Below are 22,216 nucleotides of genomic sequence, written 5' to 3'. Positions count from 1 at the left end.
CCAAAAGCGAAGGCCATCACCTTATCCGCCGGTCCCCGTCGAAACCTCGTCAGTCGGATTACAAGTTTGTAATGGGCAACACGGTCGAAGGAGCCTAGCCTGTGTCTCTGATCAATTGAGGTGTGCCATGCGTTTGCTGGTCGTAGAAGATGAAGCCAAAACCGCGAATTTCCTCGCCAAAGGGCTGGGCGAGTCGGGTTTCGCCGTGGACGTGGCACTCAATGGCCTCGACGGGCGCTACTTCATCGAGCAGCAGGAATACGACCTGATCATCCTCGACGTGATGCTGCCGGGCCTCAACGGCTGGCAATTGCTCCAGCTGATCCGTCAGCGCGGCGCCACGCCGGTGCTGTTCCTGACGGCGAAGGATGCCATCGAAGACCGCGTGCGCGGCCTCGAACTGGGGGCCGATGACTATTTGCTCAAACCGTTCGCCTTCGCCGAATTGCTGGCGCGGGTGCGCACGTTGTTGCGGCGCGGGCCAATGCGTGAGGCTGAGTCGTACAGCATCGCCGATCTGGAAATCGACGTGCTGCGCCGCCGCGTCAGCCGGGGCGGCCAGCGCATCGCTCTGACCAACAAGGAATTCGCCCTGCTGCATCTGCTCGCCAGCCGCCAGGGCGAAGTGCTGTCGCGTACGCTGATCGCTTCGCAGGTGTGGAACCTGAATTTCGACAGCGACACCAACATGGTCGAAGTCGCGGTGCGTCGCTTGCGTTCGAAAGTCGATGATCCGTACATGCCCAAACTGATCCACACCGTGCGCGGAGTCGGCTATCAACTCGAAGCGCCCGACGATGCGCGCTAGATCCATCGCCTGGCGCCTGGCCCTGGCGTTCGCTGCCGTCTGCGCGCTGGTACTCAGCGCGATCGGCGTGTTCCTGTATCGCTCGCTGGCCTCGGAAATCGCCTGGCGCGACGACATGGCGTTGCTCGGTCGCCTGGAACAGGTGCGCGCGCTGCTCGCCGACAGCGACAGCCTAGACGCCTTGCAGGCGCGGCCACGGCTTTACCAGAACATGCTGGGCAACCTCGACAGTCTGCTGCTGGTGCAACGCGCGGACGGCTCGAATGTGATCACGATCAACCCTCGTCAGCGCGAACTGCCGTCCGTACAGGCCATTGCGCGAGAACAACCGCCGCAACGCCGCGATGTGCTGACCTGGCAAGCGGCGGACGGTGTCGAGCTGGCGCTGTTGTCAGGTCAGGCTCAAGGTCCGAACGGTGAAGCGCTGACCGTGATTGCTGGCAAGGTCTTGAGCGAGCGCGAGCAGATGCTAGGCAGCTATCGGCTGCGCTTGTATCTGGCGGTCGGGCTGGGTGCCGTGCTCGCCTTCACGCTGGGCCTGGTGCTGCTGCGCCGAGGTTTGCGGCCTCTGCGCAAGCTGAGTGAAGCGCTGCGCGGCATCGACCTGCGCAGCCTCGATCAACGCGTTCCCACCGCTGGCACGCCAGCGGAATTGCTGGAACCGGTGCACGCGCTGAACGGCATGCTGGTACGGCTGGACGATGGCTTCCAGCGCCTCTCACAGTTTTCCGCCGACCTCGCCCATGAAATCCGCACGCCCCTGCACACCTTGCTCGCGAGCAACGGCCAGGCACTCAATTACCCGCGCAGCAGCGCCGAGTATCAGGAAGTGCTGGCGTCGAACATGGAGGAGTTCGAGCGGCTCAAGCGCATGGCCGAAAACCTGATGTTTCTCGCCCGCGCCGAGCAAGCCGAGCGAGCGCTCGATCTGCGCACGCTGGAACTGCACGACATCGGCGATGAGTTGTGCGACTACTTCGAAGCCCTGGCCGACGACCGGGGAATCCGCCTCGAAAACACGTTCAGCGGAGAATTGCTGGCCGATCAGCAACTGCTGCAACGCGCCTTGGGCAATCTGTTGGCCAACGCCGTGCGCCATGCCGACGCCGGTTCGATCATCAGCCTGCGCCGGCGCGACGAACCCGGCATGTGCTGGCTGCAAGTCCACAACCTCGGCCCGGTCATCGCGCAGGAGCATCTGGACAAACTGTTCGACCGCTTCTACCGCGTCGACCCGTCCCGCGCGCAGCCTGGAGATTCCGGCGGCTTGGGACTGGCGATCGTGCAGTCGATCATGCAGTTGCATGGAGGGCGGGTGCGGGTCAGCAGTGGTGCAACGGGTACGGTTTTTGAGCTTGGATTTGCAGCGATCTGAATGGCCTCTTCGCGGGCAAGCCTGCTCCCCCACTAGTCGAGGTGTGACACAGGGTCTTTGTACGCCCCAATCCTTGTGGGAGCGGGCTTGCCCGCGAAGAGGCTGGTCGATTCAGTACAAGTTCCGGCCCCTTCAGCGCAATTGATCCCGAAACTGCCCCGGCGTCATCCCGGTCCAGCGCTTGAACGCGCGGCTGAAGCTGCTGGTGTCGGCAAATCCCAATAGATAACTGACTTCGCTCAGCGAGCATTGCGGATCGCGCAGGTGCAGCAGCGCGAGGTTCTCGCGGCTTTCATTCAATAGCGTATCGAAGCGACAACCCTCGTCCGCCAGGTGCCTTTGCAGGCTGCGCAGGCTCAGGTGCAGGGCCTGGGCGATGCGTTCGGCGCTGGGTTCGCCTTCGGGCAGTTGTTCTTCGATGGCGTCGCGCACCTTGCGCTCCCAGGTCAGCGGCTTGAGCTGGGCGAGGGTGCGTTTGAGCACGGCTTCGTTGTGCTCGGCCAGTTCCGGGTTGGCATCGTCGAGATGGCTGTCGAAGTCGGCGAGGGCGAATTCGATGCGGTCTTCTTCGGCGGAAAAATGCACGGGTGCGCGGAACACCTTGTGCCATTGATACGCGTCAGCGGGTTCCGGGCGGCGCAGGTACACCGCCAGCGGCGCGTAGTCGCGGCCGAGGCGATTGCGGCAGGTGCGCACGTAGATTGCGGCGAAGGCGTCGATGGCCTCGAAGGCGGGCGCCGGGTTGTCCGCCGGGATTTTCAGGCGAAACCGATAGCGGTCTTCGGTGCGGGTCAGCTCCAGTTCCAGCGCGTCGCTGACCACCTGGTGATAACGCACGATCCGCTCGAACACTTCCCGCAGGCTGCCGCTGGCCACCAACGCGTAGCCCAGTGCGTGAAATGTCGTAGGGCTGACGAACCGCGAAACCCGCAAACCGATCGCCGGATCACCGCTGACCTGCACCGCAATTTCCCACAGGCGTGTCGTCGCGGATAGCGGGTAGCGGGCGTTCGGGTCGTCCATCAGTTGCGGATCGAGCCCGGCCTGCTGGCACAGGGCAGTGCTGTCCAGCCCCAGCGCGTCGAGTTGCTTGCGCAGGGCACGGGTCCAGCTGGCGAGAGAAGTCGGTTCCTTCATGCTGGTTGGCGCTTCCGGTCAACAGGTTGGCGTTCTCGGCTACCGCGTTCGGAACCCGCGCGGGGCAGGATGCGAACATCAATAACCAGAGGATGGAAGCATGGACCTTACTTCTGCAAGTCCCCGGCGACACAATGCTGCCCAGCGATCAGCGCATATTCGCGAAGTGGTGCTGGCCAAGGGCGTCGAGCTGCGCGAGCGCTACCCGATTCTCAAGCATCAGGACGCCCTCGGTGCGGGGATTCTGGCGTTTGCCCTGGCCGGGATGATCGGTTCGGCGGCGCTCTACATCACCGGGCACATGGCAGGGTGGGCGTGCCTGTTGCTCAACGCGTTTTTCGCCTCGCTGACCCACGAACTCGAGCACGACCTGATCCACAGCATGTATTTCCGCAAACAGCGCGTGCCGCACAACCTGATGATGGGCCTGGTGTGGCTGGCGCGGCCGAGCACGATCAACCCGTGGATTCGTCGCCATTTGCACCTCAATCACCACAAGGTGTCCGGCACTGAAACCGACATGGAAGAACGCGCGATCACCAACGGCGAACCTTGGGGTTTTGCGCGGTTGCTGATGGTGGGTGACAACGTGATGTCGGCGTTCATCCGCATGCTGCGAGCCAAGACCTGGGCGCATAAATTCAGCATCATCAAGCGCTCACTGAAGGTCTACGCGCCGTTGGCACTGGTGCATTGGGGCGCGTGGTATGTGTTTCTCGGGTTTCATGCGGCCAACGGAATTGCTGACTTGATGGGTTCGCCGATTGAATGGTCAGCGACCACGTTGTCGGTGATGCAGGTGATCGATATCGCCGCCGTGGTGATCATTGGCCCGAACGTGTTACGCACGTTTTGCCTGCACTTCATCAGTTCGAACATGCATTACTACGGGGATGTGGAGCCGGGCAATGTGCTTCAGCAATGTCAGGTGCTGAATCCGTGGTGGCTGTGGCCGTTGCAGGCGTTCTGCTTCAACTTCGGCAGCAGCCACGGGATTCATCATTTTGTGGTGAAGGAGCCGTTTTACATTCGCCAGTTGACGGTGCCGGTGGCGCATAAGGTGATGCGGGAGATGGGGGTTCGTTTCAATGATTTCGGGACGTTCGGGCGGGCGAACCGGTTTGTTCGAAAGGATGAAGCAGAGGTGCAAGAAAACGCACGTACAGCCCGGGCTTGATGGTGAGTTTGCGGGCCTCTTCGCGGGCAAGCCCGCTCCCACAGGGGAATGCATTTCAACTGTGGGAGCGGCGGTGCGACGATTCGACTTGCCCGCGAAGGCGTCAGGTCGGGCAACCTCAATCCGGCTGAAACGGCGAGGCACTCAAAATCACGCCAGTCTCTTCCACATACTTTTGCCAGTGCTCGATCAAGGTGTTGAGCTTGTCCGGCTGACTCGACGCCAGGTCATGAATCTCCCCAGGATCACTCCCCAAGTCATAAAGCTGCCAGGTCGCCGGCCCCACCGGGCCGGGGATCCACACCGCCTTCCATTGCCCCTGCCGAATCGCCCGGCGCCCGAACAACTCCCATCCAGTGACGGTGTGTTCGTCATGCACCTGCGCCGTCTCGCCGGACAGGAAACCCAGCCACGATTTCCCGCGCAACGGCGCCACCGGTTTGCCGTGCCACTGCTTGCCGGGATGGCGCACGCCGGCCAGATCGAGGATGGTCGGCGTGATGTCCATCACCGTGCCGAAACCATGGCTGATCTGCCCCTTGAGCGGCAGCTGCGGATAGTGCAACAGTGCCGGAACGCGAATCCCGCCCTCGGTGGTGAACGCCTTGAACAGGCGTGACGGCGCGGTCGCCACCTGCGCCCAGTTCGGTCCGTACCAGACGTAGGAATTGGCGCGGCCTATGTTGTCGAGGCTGTTGTCGTAATGCTGGTTCAGATAGGTCAGCAATTGCGGGCCGAACTTGGGGAAGGCTTCCAGCAGCGCGCCTTCGGCACCGTTGTCGGACATGAACAGGATGAAGGTATTGTCGAGCTGGCCCTGCTGGCGCAGGTAGTCGACGACGCGGCCGATGTTCCAGTCCATGCGCTCGACCATCGCGGCGTAGACCTCCATCGCCCGCGCGGAAATGCGTTTTTGTTCATCGCTCAGCGCAGCCCATTGCGCGGTCAGCTGGACCAGCGGATGCGGCTCGACATCCGGTTCGATCAGCCCCAGCAACTTGAGTTTTTCCAGTCGCTCAAGGCGCAACACTTCCGGCCCCGCGTCGTAGCGGCCACGGTATTTTTCGACGATATCGGCGGGCGCCTGCAACGGCCAGTGCGGCGCGGAAAACGGCAGGTACGCGAAGAACGGCCGGCTCTGGTCACGCTCCTTGAGGTACTGCAACAGCTTGTCGCCGAAGGCGTCGGAGGAATAGAAATCCTTCGGCAATTCGTCGATGAACGTGTCGTCCTCGATGTACAGCGCCGGGGTGGATTTCAGCAGGCCGGGCGTGTGCTCATCGTAGGTCGGTTCGAATCCGTAGTGGTTGGCCGCACCAGGCAGCAGCGAGAACGAACGCTCGAAACCACGGGCGTGGGGCGCCAGTTCGGCGGTCAGGCCCAGGTGCCATTTGCCGCTCATCAGGGTCTGATAACCCGCTTCGCGCAACAACTCCGGCAATGCGACGACACGGTCGTTGAGGTAACCCTCGTAGCCCGGTTTGCCGATCAGATCCGGGGTCAACGCTTCGGCCATGGTGCCGATGCCGGCGATGTGGTGATCGGTGCCGGTAAGCAGCATCGAGCGGGTCGGTGAGCAGGTCGGTGCGGTATGAAAGTCGGTCAGGCGCAGACCGTTGTTGGCCAGGGCATCGAGGTTCGGCGTGGCGATTTCGCCGCCAAAAGCACCGATGTCGGAGAAGCCGAGGTCATCGGCCAGAATCACCAGAAAGTTGGGACGTTGCGGCATCAACAGGCTCCTGTTCAGCAGGCAATGAACGACAACGGCAGATCACGGATCTGTACCGGTGCGCTCGGTTGGTAATGATCGTCACTGGTCAGTTCGTGCAGCAACTCTTCGCGCAACTGATGGAAGTCAAAACTGCTGCGCTGGCGTGGATGGGGCAGGGTGATGCCCACCACCTGTTTGATCCGGCCCGGGCGTGGCTCCATCACCACTACGCGATCAGCGAGGAAAATCGCTTCCTCGACATCGTGGGTGACCAGAATCGTGGTGATTTTTGCCCGTTCACGAATCGCCAGCAGTTCGTCCTGCATCTGCTGGCGGGTCAGTGCGTCGAGGGCACCGAAGGGTTCGTCGAGCAGCAAGATCCGCGGGCTTGCCACCAGCCCGCGAGCGATCGCCACGCGCTGGGCCATGCCGCCGGAGAGTTGATGCGGATAGGCGCGAGTGAAATCGCGCAGCCCCACCAGCTCGATGAAGTCGTTGATGCGCTGCTGTTTTTCGGAGGCAGCCAGCGGCTCATTGACCAGGCCCAGACCGATGTTGTCGGCGACCGTCAGCCACGGGAACAAACGATGTTCCTGAAACACGATGCCGCGCTCGCCGCCGATGCCGTTGACGGCTTTGCCATCGACTGTGATCTGCCCGCGAAATTGCGTATCGAGGCCCACCAGCAAGCGCAGCAGGGTGGATTTGCCGCAGCCGCTGGAACCGACGATGGCGACGAACTCGCCCTCCGCAATGTCGAGGTTGAACTCGCGAATCGCCTCCAGTTCGAAGCCGTCGACGTCGAAGGATTTGCCTACATGGTTGAAGCTGACAATCGGTGCGTTCATGCGTGTCTCCAGCGGGTGGCGCGGATTTCCAGGCGTTGGCCAATGAGGTTGAGCAGGGCGCCAGTGAGGCCGACCAGCAGCATCCCGGCCATGATCAGGTCCATGCGCAGCAGTTGTTGGGCGCCGATCATCTGGCTGCCGATGCCGCCGTTGGACGGCATGAAGTATTCGGCGCCGATGGTGCCGAGCCACGCGTAGATCAGGCTCAGGCGCAGGCCGGCGAAAATCCCCGGCGCAGCGCCCGGCAACACCAATCGACGCAGGCGTTGAGCGAGGCTCAGGCGCAGTACTTGTGCGGCTTCGTTGAGCTGCGGTGAGAGGTTGGCGACGCTGCGTTGGGTCGCGACAAACAACGGAAAGAAAGCGGCGAGGGCGACGAACACCCACTTCGCCAGTTCGCCCAGACCGAACCAGGCGGTGAGCAGCGGCACCCAGGCGAAAATCGCAATCTGCCTCAGGGCGGCGAGGGTCGGGCCGAGCACGCGTTCGCTGGTGCGCGACAGACCCAGCAGCAAGCCCAGAACGAGGCCGAGGCTACCGCCAATCAATAATCCACCGAGGGTGCGGCCCAGGCTCAGGGCCATGCCGGAGATCAACGTGCCGTCTAGCAATCCGTTTTTCGTCGCCTCAAGCACTGCCCACGGGCTGACCAGAATGTTGGCATCGATCCATTGCTGATCGACCGCCAGTTGCCACAGCGCGAACAGCGCCAGTGGCAACAGCCACGGCTGCACGCGCTGCCAGCCTTCATAGCGTGGGCCGCGACGAATTTCTGCCGTGGCGGGATGCGGCCAGTGCACCAGTTTCCTGTCCAGCAGGCCGATGCCGCGATCCATCGCCACGCCGATCAGGCCGATCACCACGATGCACACGAACACGATATCGAGCATGAACAATTGACGCGCCCAGACCATCAGGTAACCGATGCCTTCGCTGGAGGCCAACAACTCAACGGCAAGCAACGACGTCCAGCCAGCGGCCAGTGCCAGGCGCACGCCGGCCATGAACGCCGGAAGGGCGGCGGGCAGCACCAGTCGGCGAATCAGCAGGCGTGGCGGCAGACGCAACACGGCGGCGGCTTCGCGCAATTTGGGTTGCGCATCGCGTACGCCGACCAGCGTGTGCAGGGTCACGGGCACCACGATGGCCTTGACCAGCACCACCAGTTTCAGCGTTTCGCCGATGCCGAAAAAAACCATGAACAGTGGAATCCACGCCAGCGTCGGCACCTGGGCCAGACCGGCGAAAGTCGGGAAGACCAAGCGTTCGAGGCGACGGCTCAAGCCCAGCGCCGCGCCGAGTACCGCGCCGGCGGTAATGCCCGTCAGCAGGCCCCAGAACAGCCGTTGCAGGCTGATCCACAAGTGACTCCACAACTCGCCTTGGGACAGCTCGATCGCGCTGTTCCACACCAGTGACGGCGCCGGCAGGATCTGTTCGCTCATCCATTGATTGCGCGCCGCCAGCCACCACAGGGCGAACAGTCCGAGCGGCAATATCCAGGGTAGGACGCGGTGGCTCAGGCTTGGCCAGGTGCGCCGGCTTTTCAACGGTGGTGCGGCCAGGGGCAGGCTGAGCAGGGATTCACGGGCCATGGTGACCTCCGTTGTCGGGTTGGATCGAGTCAGCGGAATTAGCTGAATAACAATGGTTATAAGCGAGTTTGAAAATAATCATTTTGGAGATAAGCAGCGCCATTTAAGGCCTCCAGCCCTGCGCGCATCCAATGCATTCGAAGAATATTTTCGATGCTCTCCCTGCATACCGCTCTGCATGGCCGGACTTTCCTGGCTTAGCTTGAAAAGCTATAAAAATGTACTTTTTAAGTATTTAAGTGCTGGCGGGGATTGCGCCTACTTTCGGCTCCTCAATGCCCGCCGTGATCAGGAGCCGTACCCATGAACTTTCGTCTCAAACGTGTCATCAGTCTGTTTGCCGCGCCGGCCCTGGCGGGTCTGCTGGCGTTCTCTGCCCAGGCCGACGAGCTCAAGGAAATCAGGATTGCCGTGCCTGATCTGAGCGCCGGCACCCAGCACAGTGGCGGGGGCATCGTGGACGTGCTGCGCGATCAGCAGATCTTTGAAAAGGCCTTCGCCGATCAGGGCATCAAGATTCAGTGGAGCTTCTTCAAGGGCGCTGGACCGGTGATCAACGAGGCATTCGCCAACGGCCAGGTGGACCTGGCCTATCTCGGAGACCTGGCGGCGATCATCGGCAAGTCCAATGGACTGGATACGCGCCTGCTCAGCGCCAGCGCCCGGGGAGTGAAGCAATACCTCGGCGTGGTGCCGGGTTCCGGGATCAAGACGTTGCAGGATCTCAAGGGCAAGCGCGTGGCGATCTTCCGGGGTACGGCGACCCAGTTGTCGTTTGACGCGGCGCTGGCCAGCGTGGGCCTGAGCGAGAAGGACGTGAAAGTGATCAACCTCGATTTCAACGCAGCGGTGGCGGCGCTGGCGGCCAAGCAGATCGATGCGTCGTGGGGTAGCTCCGGGCTGACTGCATTGCAGGCCAAGGGCCTGGCCGAGTTGCCCCTGAACACCAAGGATCTCGGCGGTGCAGGCAGTGTGCAGTCGGTGCTGGTAGGGACCGGCAAGTTTGTCGATGGGCATCCGGACGCCGTGGCGAAGCTGCTCAATGCGCAGCAACAGGCGGTGGAGTGGCTGACTCAGGACAGCAACAAGGACGCTTACGTGCAGCTTGTGTCGGGACTCGCAAGTTACCCGCCGGTGATCCTGAGCCAGGATCTGAAGGATCAGAATCTGAGCGAAGTATTCCCGTCGACACTGGACCCGCTGTTCCTCGAAAACCTGCAGGGCAAAGTGGATCTGGCGGCGCAGCAGAAGCTGATCCGCAAGCCGTTCAAGGTGAACGAGTGGGTGGCGCCGAAGCTGGCGGCTGCGAAGCTGTGAGTCATGCGGTCATTCCCGCGCAGAGCGTGGGAATGACCCTCAAACCGCGACGCTGACTTCCTGTTTGTCCACCGCCACCAGCGTCTCGATCATCGCCCGCGCCGCCGGTGACAGCCGGAATCCCGTGCGGCTCACGATCCCGCACCGCGCATTCATGCTCTCCAGGTTCTGCGGCAGGTTGCGCCAGTGCAGCAACGCCAGCGAGCCTTGGGCGATGTCCTCGACAAACGCCTCTTCGGTGCCGACGCCGATCGCGTTGGACTGCAGCACCACTTTCACCAGCGCCGGAAAATGCTCGGTCTCGATGGTCGGTGAGAAATCGATCCGGCCGCTGAGATTCGCCAGCAATTTGCGAATGCCCGGCGGAATCAGCGTGGTCGCCAGCGGGTAGTCGAACATGTCGTTGGTCGACAGGCTTTCCTTGGCCAGCAGCGGATGCCCCGGCCGGCAGAAAAACACTCCGCGCTTGGGAGTCAGCGGCTGGGTCTGGAAGTTCGGGTCGGACTCGAAATGGCGGATGTCGGCGATGAAGAATTCGATCTCCTCGCGGCTCAGGGCGCGGCTGAGTTTTTCCCAGTTATCTACTTGAAAACAGGTGCGCACTTTCGGGTGCGCGTTGATGAATTGCGCCACCGCGTCCGGCACCAGTTTCACCGCTGGCGCCGGGCCGCAACCGAAGTGCAGTTCGCCGGCGTCGAGCTTGGTCATCTGCGTCACTTCGGCGCTGAGCAATGCCGCGCCTTGCACCAGCGTCAGGGCGTGCTGCAGCACCACCTGGCCTTCGGGCGTGGGGCGCAGATCCTTGTTGCCACGATCCACCAGCACACAGCCGAACTCCTGCTCCAGCCCTTGAATACTGCGGCTGAACGCCGGTTGAGTGATGCCCATGGCGTCGGCCGCGCGGACAAAACTGCGGTGTTCGTTGAGGGCGATGAAGTAGCGCAACTGGCGAAGATCCATATGCTTTTCCGGCATCCTAAAAATAGCTCGAAGGCATTTGCGACGAGGGCTGCCTGAGGTTTTAAATGCAAGCTCTTATTCCGTCAACGAAGCATGTGAATATCTATTAGATGTAAATGGAATATAGATAGAGCGTTGTTTCGCTGCCGTCCAACCGCAAGCAGTCGATGAGGGTCTACCCATGAGCAATGCCGCACTCGCTGTAAAACCCGCTGTCCACGCGCTGGACATTCATCCGGTGGCCGGCCGCATCGGCGCCGAAATCCGTGGCGTGCACCTGTCCGGTGAGCTGGATGCCGCGACGGTTGAAGCCATTCAACAGGCGCTGATCCAGTACAAGGTCGTGTTCTTCCGCGAGCAGACCCAGCTCGACGATCAACGTCAGGAAGCCTTTGCGCATTTGCTGGGCGAGCCAGTGGCGCACCCGACCGTGCCGTCCCGCGAGGGCACCCGTTATCTGCTGGAACTGGACGGCGCCGAAGGGCAGCGCGCCAACTCCTGGCACACCGACGTAACTTTCGTCGATGCCTACCCGAAAGCCTCGATCCTGCGTTCGGTAGTGGCCCCGGCATTCGGCGGCGATACCCTTTGGGCGAACACCGCGACCGCGTACAACGAACTGCCGACCGAATTGCGCGAGCTGGCGGACAAGCTGGTGGCCGTGCACAGCAACGAATACGACTACGCCGCTGTGAAGCCGGATGTGTCGGCGGAGAAGCTTGAGCGCTATCGCAAGATCTTCACCTCGACGGTTTACGAGACCGAACATCCGGTGGTGCGTGTACACCCGATCAGCGGCGAAAAGAGCTTGCTGCTGGGGCATTTCGTCAAGCGCATCAAGGGCTATTCCCAGGCTGATTCGGCGCATCTGTTCGGCTTGCTGCAAAGTCATGTGATCCGCCAGGAGAACGTCGTGCGCTGGCGTTGGAAGGCCGGTGATGTGGCGATCTGGGATAACCGCTCGACGCAGCATTATGCGATTGATGACTACGGCACTCAGGATCGGGTGGTGAGGCGGGTGACGCTCAAAGGGGAAGTGCCGGTCGGGGCGAATGGGCAGCGTAGTCAGACCATCAAAGGCGCAGAAATCGTCGGCGTCTGACTGATCGTTCCCACGCTCTGCGTGGGAATGCAGCCCGGGACGCTCTGCGTCCCAAAGCGGACGCAGAGCGTCCATTGAGGCATTCCCACGCGGACGGTTCGACGCCTCGACGTGGGAATGATCACTGTCACCACACGCCGATCTGAACCATCTTCTCCGTCTCGGGCTCCCCATAACGAAACCGCTGCCCACGCAAATCAATCTCCTGATGACTGATGGTGGTACGCCGCTTCAGTCCGCGCACCCACTCGAACAAATACCCCGCATGCTCCTCGCGCACCGCCGCATATGCCGGATCCGCGCCCAGATCCTGCAGCTCCTGCGGGTCATTCAACAGATCAAACAGCTGCGGCCGGAAGCCGTCGTACGCCAGGTATTTCCAGCGCTCGCTGCGCACCATGGTCATGCGGCAGCGGTCGATCGGCTGGCCCAGTCGCTCACGTGCCGGGGCCTGGAAGGCATAGTCGTATTCGCTGATCGCATAGCGGCGCCAGTCAGGACTTTCACCGTGCAGCAGTGGAATCAACGAACGACCTTCAAGGCGATGTTCGGCTCCCGTCACACCCAGCGCTTCGAGAAAGGTCGGCACGCCATCGATGGTTTCCGCCAGGCGCTCGTCCACCGTGCCCCGTGTGACGTCCGCCGCTGCACGCGGGTCGCGCACGATCAAGGGAACGCCCACTGCCTGCTCCAGCAAAAACTCTTTCTCGCCCAGCCAGTGATCGCCCAGAAAGTCGCCGTGATCGCTGGTGAACACGATCAGCGTGTCTTCCCAGCGGCCGGTGCCTTGCAGGAAATCGAACAGCCGCCCCAACTGATCATCGACCTGTTTGACCAGGCCCATGTACGTCGGGATCACGTTCAGTCGTACCGGATCTTTGGAGAAATTCAGGCTTTCCTCATGCTGGCGAAAGGCCTGATAGACCGGGTGGTCGCTTGGAGAGGCATTACGTACCGGTTCGAGAATCGATTTCGTACTGTACAAGGTGTGGTACGGAGCCGGTACGATGTAAGGCCAGTGGGGTTTGATATAGGACAGGTGTAAAAACCACGGTTTTTCACCTTGCTCACCGATGAAGTCGATGGCTCGATTTGTAGTGTAGACAGTCTCTGAATGTTGCTCGGGAATTCGCGCTGGCAAATGGGCATTGCGCATTTGCCAGCCGCTGAGGATTTCGCCGTTGTCGCCTTCGGCAGCGTTGGCCCAGTCGTGCCAGGGGTTGCGTCCTTCGAAACCCTGTTCGCGCAGGTAATGGGTGTAGGGCGCGGATTCGCGCTTGTCATCGAACAGCGGGTCGTCGGGGAAGATGCCGTCGTGACGAAAGTACGGCTCGAAGCCGACTTCGTTGAGCACTTCGGCCTGGGCGCTTTCGGGGTTGATCGCCAGCCGCTGCAAGGCATCGACGTTGGCCGTGGCGTGGGTCTTGCCGACCAGCGCAGTACGAATGCCGTGGGGGCGCAGGTAATCACCGATGGTCAGTTCTTCCAGCGGCAGCGGCACGGCGTTCCACGCCACTTGATGGCTGCTGACATAGCGCCCGGTATAGGCCGACATCCGTGACGGGCCGCAGATCGTGCCTTGAGTGTAGGCGCGGCTGAAACGCACGCCGGCGGCGGCCAGGCGATCGATGTTCGGAGTGTGCAGGTGCGGGTGGCCGTAGCAGGACAGGTAATCGCGGCGCAGTTGATCGCACATGATGTACAGCACGTTGCGCACAGGGTTTTGCGGGTTGGACATGGGGTTCACCGGTCAGAAAGACAGGTGAGGTTTTTCGCTTTCGGCGAGGGTGTTCGGCAAGTGCATTCGGGGAATGCCTTCGATGCAGCAATTGCATAGTGCAGAGAGGGAAAAATCCTTAGAACACAGGTGATTCTTGAGTCTCTTTGATTAAGCAATGGCCAGCTAACCAAGCTATCATCCCTAGGCATTCTTGCGTGCGGCAGCCCTTGGCCGATTCAAATTTTGCTAATACAAATCTCCTGATGCCCCAGGTTTGGTAGTGTTAACGTCGCTAATGGCGACTTTATCTGTGCCGCTGCGCTCTTATCTCGAGGACACCATGCTCAAGCAACTCCACATAAAAAACTTCACAGTCTTTGAAGAGGCCGATCTCCAGTTCGCAAAGCATTTGAACGTGATTGTGGGGGAAAATGGTGCAGGCAAGACGCATCTCTTGAAGCTGGCGTACGCCGGTTTGGCGACTAGCTCTGAAGAAAGTAACAGGCCGGTGGCTCTCTCTATAGAACCGACCAAGGCGACGTTGCAGCTGCGTATGGCAGAAAAATTGATCGGTGTTTTCCGCCCCGAATCCTTAGGTCGGCTGGCTCGACGTAGGAGGGGGCGAGAACGGTGTGATATCAGGCTCTGTTTTGATAAGAATGAATATGATCTGGCTTTCAGCTTTGCAACTAACAGCAAGACGGAAGTCAGTGTGGAGCATCTTCCTCATCGTTGGTTAAAAGCTACACCTACTTATTTACCTACTCGTGAGTTATTGAGTATTTACCCAAACTTTCTCGCGGTTTATGACGGTCACTATCTAGAGTTTGAAGAAACATGGAGAGATACCTGTCGCCTGCTTGGGGGACTGCTGCGTAAAGGACCTACCGAAGAAAGGGTTAGGGAGTTGCTTGCCCCGTTGGAAGCCGCTATGCAGGGCAGCATCGAGCTTGATAAAAGTGGGCGATTCTATCTGCGCAATAACAGTGGGCGAATGGAAATGCCGCTGGTGGCGGAAGGTCTGCGCAAATTGGGAATGTTAGCCCGGCTCATCAGTACCGGTGCTTTGCTCCATCAAGGTTATTTGTTTTGGGATGAACCCGAAGCTAATTTGAATCCTCGGCTGATCAAGCAAGTAGCGAGGACTATCGTTGACTTGAGCGCCAGTGGAATTCAAATTTTTGTAGCAACTCATAGTTTGTTTTTGTTGCGCGAGTTGGAAATTCTTCTGGCCAATAGATCTCTGGATACCGCGTTTTTTGGTTTGCATTCCAGCGAAATCGGCGTTGTCGTTCAGCAAGGCAAGGGGCTGGAAGATATAGGCGATATCACAGCGCTTGAAGAAAGTCTTCAACAGTCAGATCGCTATCTGGAACTGGAGTCCTGATATGCCGAGATTGGATGTAGACGGGCTTTTTTTTAGTTTTCCCGAGGAGTGGCGGGCTAGCAAATTTGATGAGTGGGGATACTATCGAAATCATTTCTTGAAGCAGCGCGACAAGATTAAAGCGATAGATATTCTGGTTCTCTCTCCAGAAAACACTGCATTTTTGGTAGAGGTAAAAGATTATCGTCATCCGCAAGCGGTTAAACCTTCGGATCTCCCAGAGGCCATCGCCAATAAAGTCTTCTGTACTCTAGCTGCGCTTTTACCAGCTCGACTGCATGCCAGTACCGAGGACGATGAGAGAGAACTGAGTCGGGATGTCTTGAATTGTCAAAGGCTTCAGATAGTCGTGCACATCGAACAGCCTCAAGCTCATTTACCGAAGGTAGATTTGGCTGATGTGAAGCAAAAGCTGAAAAAGCTCCTGCGTGCTATTGATGCTCACCCCAAGATTGTCAGCATGACCAAACCTCAAGGTATGGTTTGGAGTGTGTCTGCCCGTTAGTCTGCCTCTGGGTTCATTGGTGTGAAAGTTGAAATTCAAACGGCCAGATTTGCCAGCGAGCAGACCTCCTCTTCCACCGCATCGATTGCCTTGATCTGCTCGATCATCGCCTCGGCCAACGGCGACAGGCGATACCCGGCGCGGCTGACAATTCCGTAACGGGTGTAAAGCTCATCCAGATCATCCGCCAACCCCTTGACCTTCAAACACACCAACTCGCCACGAGCCTGATGCAGCGCATCCGAATAGGCACCGACGATGCCGATTGCATCGGAGCGCAGCACCACGCCGAGCAGGCTGGCGCTGTTTTCACACTCCACGTTCGGGACAAAATCCGGGCGGCCACTGAGGTCGACAATGACCTTGCGCAGGTTCGGCGGACGAATGCTCACGGCCAGTGGATAACTCATCAATTGCTCTGCCGTGACTTGCTCGAAAGCGCCCAGCGGATGCCCGGCGCGGCAGCAGAAATGCCATTTGCGTGGCCGCAAGCGGTGGGTCAGATAATCCGGGTCCGCCTCGAAGTGCCGAGTGTCGGCGACGAAGAATTCGAACTCCTCGCTCAGCAGTCTTTTGCTCAGGCTCTGCCAGTCATCGACCTGGTAGTGCACCCGCGCTTTCGGGTAGCGGCCGATGAAGCTGCCGATCGCTCGCGGGATCAATCCTGCCGCCGGCGCCGGGCCGCAACCGAAGCGTAATTCCCCCGCCTCCAGCCCGTTGAACTGGCTGATCTCGTTGGCCATCTGCTGCGCACCGCTGACCAGTCGCCGCGCGTGTTCAAGCAGCACCTGGCCCTGTTTGGTCGGCGGCAATTCCTTGCGCCCGCGATCCACCAATTGGCAACCGACGCTGTGCTCCAGCGCCTGAATGCTGCGACTGAACGCCGACTGCGACAGGTTCACCGCCTGCGCGCCGGCGACAAAGCTGCGTTGTTCGGCAAGGGCGATGAAGTGTCTGAGTTGGCGCAAGTCGATATGCATTTTTCACATAAAAAATATCCGGGAAATGCATTGGATATGCATTAGGTCGACTCCTTATAAAGGCAATCTCTTATGCAGTAAATCTTTGTAAAAACATAAATAAATAACTTAGAAGAATATGCAGTGCGGTTGATGTCTGCGTGTTTTTTGACCAGGAGCAGCCCCATGAGTCCGTTGAATATCGCTTCACCGCCGCCGCCACGACGGCTCAAACATCTGCCTCTGGCCCTGTTGCTGGCGGGGAGTGCCATTTGGAGCCACGGCTACGCCGCTGAAGCGCAAACCCCTGCGCCGGCACCGGCAGACAAGACCACGAGCGCCACTTCGCAACTGGAAACCGTGACCGTCACCACCCGCCGTCGCGAAGAAAGTTCTCAGGATGTGCCGACGCCAATGAGCGTGGTCAGCGGCCAGACGCTAGAGACGCAAAGGGTCTACCGGATTCAGGATCTGCAGCAGCTGGTACCCAGCGTCAACGTCGCCTACATGCATGCACGCCAGTCCAGCGTGTCGATCCGGGGCCTGGGCAACAACCCGGCCAGCGATGGTCTGGAAGGCAGCGTCGGGCTGTACATCGACAACGTTTATCTGGGTCGCCCGGGGATGGCGGTGTTCGACCTGATGGACATCGAACAACTCGAAGTCCTGCGCGGGCCGCAAGGGACGTTGTTCGGCAAGAACACTACCGCCGGGGTGATCAACATCAGCACTCGTGCGCCGAGTTTCACCCCGGAGCGCAGCATCGAAACCTCGTTCGGCGAGGACGGTTACTTCCAGACCAAGGGCACGCTGTCCGGGCCGCTCAACGATCAGTTGGCCGGACGCATATCTGCCTATCGCACTCGCAGCGACGACGACATCAAGAACGAATTCAACGGCCATGATCTGAACGGTGGTTCCCGCGACGGTTTCCGGGCGCAGTTGCTGTTCAAGCCCAACGAAGACTTCAATCTGCGCTGGATCGGTGACTACAACGAAGAGGATTCCAGCGCCGGCACCCGCGTGCTGTTCAACACCGGGCCGACCATCAATGGCGTCAATCTCTACTCGACCCGAGCCGCCGCTGCTGGCGCGACACTGGTCAACGGCTCGCACCGCAAAGTCAATCTGGACAACGACCAACACGTCACCGTGCATCAGGGCGGCACGTCGGTGGAGGCCAACTGGACGCTGCCGAGCGACTTCACCCTGACCTCGGTCAGCTCCTACCGCTTCTGGAATTTCACCCCGCGCAACGATGATGGCCTCAACGTGGCGGCGACTTACAACGCCGGGGTGTCGGTGGAGGACAAACAGTATTCCCAGGAATTTCGCCTGGCATCGCCCAAGGGCGAGTTCTTCGATTACGTCCTCGGTGCCTACTATTTCGGCTCGGACCTGGACAACAAATCCTTCGCCTATTACGGCCCACAGGCGGACATCTGGAACGGCACGCCACGGGGCGCACTGGCCAACGTCAACAGCGTCGGCCGTGGCCATATCAAGACCGACAGCTTCGCGCTGTTCGCCCAAGGCACCTGGCACCTGACCCCGCGTCTGGATTTCACCGCCGGGGTGCGTGGCACTTATGAAGAGAAGAACGCCTGGGTCAATCGTGATGCGCCGGTGGGTGGCGCAGCGGTCACCGGCGCCGCAGCCAATGCGCGACGCGGCCGCACCGGCGCCTACGATTCCGGCGACCTGAACCAGTACAGCTCCAGCCCGTCCGGATTGCTCAACCTCAGCTATCGCTTCACCGATGATCTGCTCGGCTACGCCACGCTGTCCCACGGCGAGAAATCCGGTGGGGTCAACCTCGTGGTCGGCTCGGCTCCTACCGCTGGCGCCGACTCGCTGCTGATCGGCACCGAGCGCGCCAACAACGCCGAACTCGGCTTCAAGAGCACGCTGTGGGATCGGCGTTTGCAGCTCAACGCCAACGTGTTCTGGACTCAGGTCAACGCTTACCAGACCAACGCCTATGACGACGTCAACCGGGTGCAATACCTGACCAACGCCGGCTCAGTGCGCTCGCGCGGGGTGGAGTTCGACAGCACCGTGATCCCCGTGCGCGGCCTGACGCTGAACTTCAACGGCTCGTACAACGACGTCAGTTATCTCTCGTACAAGGACGCGCCGTGCCCGCCGGAAGTCAGCCAGGCCCCGGGTGCTCCGGCCTCTTGCGACCTCAGCGGTCATCAGGTGGTCGGCGCTTCGAAATGGATCGGCAACGCCAACGGCAAGTACGAATGGAATCTGGATAACGGCCTGCAACCTTACGTCACCGGCAGCTACGCATTCCGCTCCAAAGCGGTGGGCACGGTCGAGGATTCCGACTACGGCCAGATCCCGAGCTACGCGGTGGTCAACCTCTCCACCGGCTTGCGCGGCGACTTCAATCAGGGCCAGTGGGATGTCTCGCTGTGGCTGAAAAACGCCTTCGACAAAACCTACTACACGACCCTGTGGACTGGCGGCAACGGCGGCTATGAAGGCCTGCTCGGTACGCCGCGCACCCTCGGCGTCACCGGTCGCTACGACTTCTGATCGATCCTTCAAGGAGCCGCAATCATGTTGCCCATCACAACCGCTTTACCGGTGTTGTTGTCCGGCGCAGTGCTCAGTGCCGGGGCGCTCGCCGCGCCCAGCGTCTACCCCACCGGCGTTACCCGTTACGACCCGGCCAAGGCCTTCAATCAATATGTGATCTTCAGCGGTGCCGACAAGCAGACGCACCTGATCGACATGAACGGCAATGAGGTGAAGAGCTGGCCGCAATCAGGTTTTCCCTCGGCAATCATCGACCCGAAACTGGTCGGTGGAGAGCGCGGCCATGTGTTGCTGCAGCTGAGCGAAAAGGATCCCGGCAAGTTGGGCTCTGCCGGCAACGGCCTCGGCAATCAGAGCATCGGCGAGCTGGACTGGAACGGCAAAGTCGTCTGGCAGTGGGGCGACCAGGCACCCGGTGGTGCTGCGCAACAGCATCACGATCAGCGTCGCCTGAGCAACGGCAACACCGTGGTGCTGGCGAACAAGGTGCACAAGGTCAAAGGCTTCAAGGTGCCCGAGGTGATCGACGATGCGATCTACGAGGTCAGCCCCGCGGGCGAGGTGAAATGGCAGTGGCTGGCGTCGGATCACTTGAACGAGTTCGGCTTCACCGCCGAACAATTGAAGCTGGTACGTGCCAGCGAAAATCCGGATTACCTGCACATCAACAACCTCAGCCTGGTCGGGCCGAACAAGTGGTTCGATGCCGGCGACAAGCGCTTCAACCCGGACAACCTGCTGCTCGATTCGCGCAACGCCAATTTCATCGCGATCATCGACAAACACAGCGGCAAAGTGGTGTGGCGCCTGGGGCCGAACCTGCCGTTGGCCAATCCGAAAACCGCGCAGCAGATTCCGCGTCCGGTAGACCAGTTTGTAGGTCAGCATGACGCGCACATCATCCCGGCGGGGTTGCCCGGCGCGGGCAATCTGCTGGTGTTCGACAACCAGGGTTCGGCGGGTTACCCGAACGTCACGCTGGGGCTGATTTCCGGTTCGCGGGTGCTGGAAATCGACCCGGTGAAAAACGAAATCGTCTGGCAGTACAGCGCCGCCAATTCGAAGCAGCCGGGGTGGGCGTTCTACAGCTCGTTCATCAGCAGCGCGCGGCGCTTGCCCAACGGCAACACGTTGATTGATGAGGGCATGAACGGGCGATTTTTCCAGGTCACGGCCAATGGCGAAAACGTCTGGGAATACGTCAGCCCTTATTTGGGCAAGGCACCGGGCAGTGACGCGATCAGCAATTGGGTCTATCGGGCCCTTCCTGTGAGTTATGACTGGGTTCCTGCGGAAACGCCGCGTTCGGAGACGGCAGTGATTGCGCCGGCCATTGGTGTGCAACAAACCAATGCCAGTCGTTAGTTATCACGACTGTTCACAATCGAAATAAGTTATGAATGACTTGAATAGTGCATATAGCAATTTCGTTGAAAAGTCGCGTGGACAATAAATGAATGTCCAACCATCCTGAGTGTCGTGAGTTTCCAGGAGGAAACTTGCTCTCATCGGAAGACACTTATCCAACGATAAAGGAAATCTCGTTATGTCGAGCATTAATGGAAACTATGTAAACGCTAACGCTGGCGCCAAACTGACGATCACCGATGGCAACGACTCCAACGGCACCTTCAGCGGCAAGTTCAGCCAGAACGGCGTGAACTACGACATCGCGTACGGTCACTACCACTTCCAGAACAGCACCGGGCAGCCTACGATCATTACTTTCGCGGCACTGAATGACGGCACTGGCTATCAGTCCTGGACCCTGTTCTCGCCGGATCATAACTACTCGAAAGTGCGTGCGGTGGGCTCTCGCACCAACTTTGACGGTGATGTAGTCGGTCTGGCCGGGGAGTTTGTCAAGCAGTAATAAATTCTGTAAAGCGAAGGCCGATGCATTAATCATGCATCGGCCTTTTTATTTGCCTTTTAAAAAATTGGTCAACTATCACCTTGATATTAGTTGTCACTGAATCCCGGGTCATCGATAACCTGATGCCTTGGATGAATACTTTTTATGCCGGGAAAGCATGCCGATTTTGGCGAATCGCTGGAAGCCTTGCTGGTCGGGGCTTTGGCGGAAATGACTGTTTCTTATATTCCATATGCGTCTATCCATAAGATGAAAGATTACTTTCGGAGATAAGCGGCTGGCCCAATGATTGATCCATCGATCACGCCGTGGGGGATTCAACAAGCGGCGGATTGGTTAAGCGAAAAAACGCAAAGAGACCGCAGGGAGTCATTCAATGGGCAATGTCCAGACCGCCGCCAGTGCACAGGAGGTGCTGTGGCGCCAGGCGCCGAGCGGCGAGTTGGTCGATCTCGGCCGGCCTCATCGTGTGCCGTTGGGGCAGCTGCGTCTGCAGCGCGCGCCCAAGGGCATCCTGAGCCGCCGCGAAACGATTCTGCTCGGCGTTCTGGCGCTGGTAGTGCACGGCGCGGTGATCTACTGGATCAACCAGCATCCGACGCCGGCGCTGCCGATCGTGCCGCCGGAAATTCCACCGATGACCATCGAGTTTTCGCGTCCGGCACCCCCGGCGGCGCCTGTGGTTGTGCCGCCGCCACCGGTACCTGTGGTCGAGCCTCCGCCGCCGGTGGAAGACGAACTGGCGACCAAGCCACCACCGAAACCGAAGCCGATTCTCAAACCGAAACCGGTCGCCAAACCCGTGCCGAAACCAGCGCCAAAAGCGGTCGAGCAACCACCGGCTCTGCCACAACCGGCAGCCCCTGTCGCTGCGCCAGCGCCACCTGCACCACCGGCGCCTGCTCCGGTGACGCCGGCCTCGGCCAACGCCGCGTACCTGAAGAACCCGGCGCCGGAATATCCGTCGCTGGCCCAGCGTCGCGGTTGGGAAGGCACGGTGTTGCTGCGGGTTCATGTGCTGGCCAGCGGCAAACCGGGAGAAATCCAGATTCAGAAAAGCAGTGGCCGGCAACAGCTCGACGACGCGGCGCTGGACGCCGTGAAGCGCTGGAGCTTCGTGCCGGCCAAGCAGGGTGATGTCGCCCAGGACGGCTGGGTCAGCGTACCCATCGATTTCAAGATTCACTAA

18 protein-coding genes are annotated in these 22,216 nt (G+C 60.0%); 11 read left to right on the top strand and 7 right to left on the bottom strand.

The window, feature by feature from the left end:
- Nucleotides 1-127 precede the first annotated feature (127 nt).
- Both CAF73_RS11800 and CAF73_RS11795 read left to right on the top strand, forming a co-directional pair.
- Entirely contained in the window at nucleotides 128-808 is a 681-nt protein-coding gene (locus tag CAF73_RS11800) for a heavy metal response regulator transcription factor (protein WP_085697973.1), read from the top strand.
- Complete coding sequence (locus CAF73_RS11795; RefSeq protein WP_085702774.1) at nucleotides 798-2,183, top strand: heavy metal sensor histidine kinase; 1,386 nt, start codon at nucleotides 798-800, stop codon at nucleotides 2,181-2,183. The genes CAF73_RS11800 and CAF73_RS11795 overlap by 11 nt, the downstream gene beginning before the upstream one ends.
- A gap of 132 nt (nucleotides 2,184-2,315) precedes the next feature.
- Here CAF73_RS11795 and CAF73_RS11790 read toward each other — a convergent pair whose 3' ends face one another.
- A complete protein-coding gene (locus tag CAF73_RS11790) occupies nucleotides 2,316-3,320 on the bottom strand; it encodes an AraC family transcriptional regulator (RefSeq protein ID WP_085702773.1) in 1,005 nt (334 codons plus the stop codon).
- Nucleotides 3,321-3,420: 100 nt separating this feature from the next.
- Between CAF73_RS11790 and CAF73_RS11785 the strand changes: the two genes are divergently transcribed.
- A complete protein-coding gene (locus tag CAF73_RS11785; protein ID WP_085702772.1) occupies nucleotides 3,421-4,497 on the top strand; it encodes a fatty acid desaturase in 1,077 nt (358 codons plus the stop codon).
- A 118-nt stretch (nucleotides 4,498-4,615) separates the two neighbouring features.
- On the opposite strand, the gene CAF73_RS11780 is transcribed toward CAF73_RS11785, so the two are convergent.
- The 3 genes from CAF73_RS11780 to CAF73_RS11770 are packed head-to-tail and all read right to left on the bottom strand — an operon-like array spanning nucleotide 4,616 to nucleotide 8,651.
- Nucleotides 4,616-6,226: an arylsulfatase gene (locus tag CAF73_RS11780; RefSeq protein WP_085702771.1), complete on the bottom strand. Its 1,611-nt coding sequence runs from the start codon at nucleotides 6,224-6,226 to the stop codon at nucleotides 4,616-4,618.
- Nucleotides 6,227-6,240: 14 nt separating this feature from the next.
- Nucleotides 6,241-7,056 (bottom strand): ABC transporter ATP-binding protein, encoded by an 816-nt coding sequence (locus CAF73_RS11775; protein ID WP_085702770.1) that lies wholly within the window; start codon nucleotides 7,054-7,056, stop codon nucleotides 6,241-6,243.
- Nucleotides 7,053-8,651 carry an ABC transporter permease gene (locus CAF73_RS11770; RefSeq protein WP_085702769.1) on the bottom strand — a complete coding sequence of 533 codons (1,599 nt, stop codon included), beginning with the start codon at nucleotides 8,649-8,651 and terminating at the stop codon, nucleotides 7,053-7,055. Before CAF73_RS11770 ends, CAF73_RS11775 begins: the two co-directional genes overlap by 4 nt.
- A gap of 303 nt (nucleotides 8,652-8,954) precedes the next feature.
- Between CAF73_RS11770 and CAF73_RS11765 the strand changes: the two genes are divergently transcribed.
- On the top strand, nucleotides 8,955-9,968 hold the full coding sequence (locus CAF73_RS11765) for an ABC transporter substrate-binding protein (protein WP_085702768.1): 1,014 nt from the start codon (nucleotides 8,955-8,957) through the stop codon (nucleotides 9,966-9,968).
- 39 nt (nucleotides 9,969-10,007) lie between these two features.
- Here the strand turns inward: CAF73_RS11765 and CAF73_RS11760 are convergent, their stop codons facing one another.
- Entirely contained in the window at nucleotides 10,008-10,928 is a 921-nt protein-coding gene (locus CAF73_RS11760; RefSeq protein WP_085702767.1) for a LysR family transcriptional regulator, read from the bottom strand.
- Nucleotides 10,929-11,109: 181 nt separating this feature from the next.
- Between CAF73_RS11760 and CAF73_RS11755 the strand changes: the two genes are divergently transcribed.
- Nucleotides 11,110-12,030 carry a TauD/TfdA family dioxygenase gene (locus CAF73_RS11755; RefSeq protein ID WP_007952791.1) on the top strand — a complete coding sequence of 307 codons (921 nt, stop codon included), beginning with the start codon at nucleotides 11,110-11,112 and terminating at the stop codon, nucleotides 12,028-12,030.
- A 127-nt stretch (nucleotides 12,031-12,157) separates the two neighbouring features.
- On the opposite strand, the gene CAF73_RS11750 is transcribed toward CAF73_RS11755, so the two are convergent.
- Nucleotides 12,158-13,768, bottom strand: a complete 1,611-nt coding sequence (locus CAF73_RS11750; protein WP_085702766.1) for an alkaline phosphatase family protein — start codon at nucleotides 13,766-13,768, stop codon at nucleotides 12,158-12,160.
- Nucleotides 13,769-14,090: 322 nt separating this feature from the next.
- Here CAF73_RS11750 and CAF73_RS11745 point away from each other — a divergent pair, with 322 nt between their 5' ends.
- Both CAF73_RS11745 and CAF73_RS11740 read left to right on the top strand, forming a co-directional pair.
- Complete coding sequence (locus tag CAF73_RS11745; RefSeq protein WP_085702765.1) at nucleotides 14,091-15,137, top strand: ATP/GTP-binding protein; 1,047 nt, start codon at nucleotides 14,091-14,093, stop codon at nucleotides 15,135-15,137.
- Between the two features lies 1 nt (nucleotide 15,138).
- The gene (locus CAF73_RS11740; protein WP_085702764.1) at nucleotides 15,139-15,642 is read left to right on the top strand and encodes a hypothetical protein; all 504 of its coding nucleotides are present in this window, start codon (nucleotides 15,139-15,141) and stop codon (nucleotides 15,640-15,642) included.
- 35 nt (nucleotides 15,643-15,677) lie between these two features.
- Here CAF73_RS11740 and CAF73_RS11735 read toward each other — a convergent pair whose 3' ends face one another.
- Nucleotides 15,678-16,622, bottom strand: a complete 945-nt coding sequence (locus CAF73_RS11735) for a LysR family transcriptional regulator (protein ID WP_085702763.1) — start codon at nucleotides 16,620-16,622, stop codon at nucleotides 15,678-15,680.
- 165 nt (nucleotides 16,623-16,787) lie between these two features.
- Here CAF73_RS11735 and CAF73_RS11730 point away from each other — a divergent pair, with 165 nt between their 5' ends.
- The 4 genes from CAF73_RS11730 to CAF73_RS11715 all read left to right on the top strand — a co-directional run bounded on the left by CAF73_RS11730 (nucleotide 16,788) and on the right by CAF73_RS11715 (nucleotide 22,216).
- On the top strand, nucleotides 16,788-19,148 hold the full coding sequence (locus CAF73_RS11730; protein ID WP_085702762.1) for a TonB-dependent receptor: 2,361 nt from the start codon (nucleotides 16,788-16,790) through the stop codon (nucleotides 19,146-19,148).
- 24 nt (nucleotides 19,149-19,172) lie between these two features.
- On the top strand, nucleotides 19,173-20,516 hold the full coding sequence (locus CAF73_RS11725) for an aryl-sulfate sulfotransferase (RefSeq protein WP_085702761.1): 1,344 nt from the start codon (nucleotides 19,173-19,175) through the stop codon (nucleotides 20,514-20,516).
- A gap of 181 nt (nucleotides 20,517-20,697) precedes the next feature.
- Nucleotides 20,698-21,024, top strand: a complete 327-nt coding sequence (locus CAF73_RS11720; protein WP_007952780.1) for a hypothetical protein — start codon at nucleotides 20,698-20,700, stop codon at nucleotides 21,022-21,024.
- 379 nt (nucleotides 21,025-21,403) lie between these two features.
- The gene (locus CAF73_RS11715; protein ID WP_085702760.1) at nucleotides 21,404-22,216 is read left to right on the top strand and encodes an energy transducer TonB; all 813 of its coding nucleotides are present in this window, start codon (nucleotides 21,404-21,406) and stop codon (nucleotides 22,214-22,216) included.

Source organism: Pseudomonas sp. B15(2017), from assembly GCF_002113215.1.
Taxonomy (GTDB): domain Bacteria; phylum Pseudomonadota; class Gammaproteobacteria; order Pseudomonadales; family Pseudomonadaceae; genus Aquipseudomonas.
This window is presented reverse-complemented; position numbering and strand designations above follow the sequence as displayed.

Excerpts from the sequence above, each read along its gene's own strand:
- CAF73_RS11800 (WP_085697973.1), top strand. The coding sequence starts at position 128 with ATGCGTTTGCTGGTCGTAGAAGATGAAGCCAAAACCGCGAATTTCCTC.
- CAF73_RS11795 (WP_085702774.1), top strand. The coding sequence starts at position 798 with ATGCGCGCTAGATCCATCGCCTGGCGCCTGGCCCTGGCGTTCGCTGCC.
- CAF73_RS11790 (WP_085702773.1), bottom strand. The coding sequence starts at position 3,320 with ATGAAGGAACCGACTTCTCTCGCCAGCTGGACCCGTGCCCTGCGCAAG.
- CAF73_RS11785 (WP_085702772.1), top strand. The coding sequence starts at position 3,421 with ATGGACCTTACTTCTGCAAGTCCCCGGCGACACAATGCTGCCCAGCGA.
- CAF73_RS11780 (WP_085702771.1), bottom strand. The coding sequence starts at position 6,226 with ATGCCGCAACGTCCCAACTTTCTGGTGATTCTGGCCGATGACCTCGGC.
- CAF73_RS11775 (WP_085702770.1), bottom strand. The coding sequence starts at position 7,056 with ATGAACGCACCGATTGTCAGCTTCAACCATGTAGGCAAATCCTTCGAC.
- CAF73_RS11770 (WP_085702769.1), bottom strand. The coding sequence starts at position 8,651 with ATGGCCCGTGAATCCCTGCTCAGCCTGCCCCTGGCCGCACCACCGTTG.
- CAF73_RS11765 (WP_085702768.1), top strand. The coding sequence starts at position 8,955 with ATGAACTTTCGTCTCAAACGTGTCATCAGTCTGTTTGCCGCGCCGGCC.
- CAF73_RS11760 (WP_085702767.1), bottom strand. The coding sequence starts at position 10,928 with ATGGATCTTCGCCAGTTGCGCTACTTCATCGCCCTCAACGAACACCGC.
- CAF73_RS11755 (WP_007952791.1), top strand. The coding sequence starts at position 11,110 with ATGAGCAATGCCGCACTCGCTGTAAAACCCGCTGTCCACGCGCTGGAC.
- CAF73_RS11750 (WP_085702766.1), bottom strand. The coding sequence starts at position 13,768 with ATGTCCAACCCGCAAAACCCTGTGCGCAACGTGCTGTACATCATGTGC.
- CAF73_RS11745 (WP_085702765.1), top strand. The coding sequence starts at position 14,091 with ATGCTCAAGCAACTCCACATAAAAAACTTCACAGTCTTTGAAGAGGCC.
- CAF73_RS11740 (WP_085702764.1), top strand. The coding sequence starts at position 15,139 with ATGCCGAGATTGGATGTAGACGGGCTTTTTTTTAGTTTTCCCGAGGAG.
- CAF73_RS11735 (WP_085702763.1), bottom strand. The coding sequence starts at position 16,622 with ATGCATATCGACTTGCGCCAACTCAGACACTTCATCGCCCTTGCCGAA.
- CAF73_RS11730 (WP_085702762.1), top strand. The coding sequence starts at position 16,788 with ATGAGTCCGTTGAATATCGCTTCACCGCCGCCGCCACGACGGCTCAAA.
- CAF73_RS11725 (WP_085702761.1), top strand. The coding sequence starts at position 19,173 with ATGTTGCCCATCACAACCGCTTTACCGGTGTTGTTGTCCGGCGCAGTG.
- CAF73_RS11720 (WP_007952780.1), top strand. The coding sequence starts at position 20,698 with ATGTCGAGCATTAATGGAAACTATGTAAACGCTAACGCTGGCGCCAAA.
- CAF73_RS11715 (WP_085702760.1), top strand. The coding sequence starts at position 21,404 with ATGGGCAATGTCCAGACCGCCGCCAGTGCACAGGAGGTGCTGTGGCGC.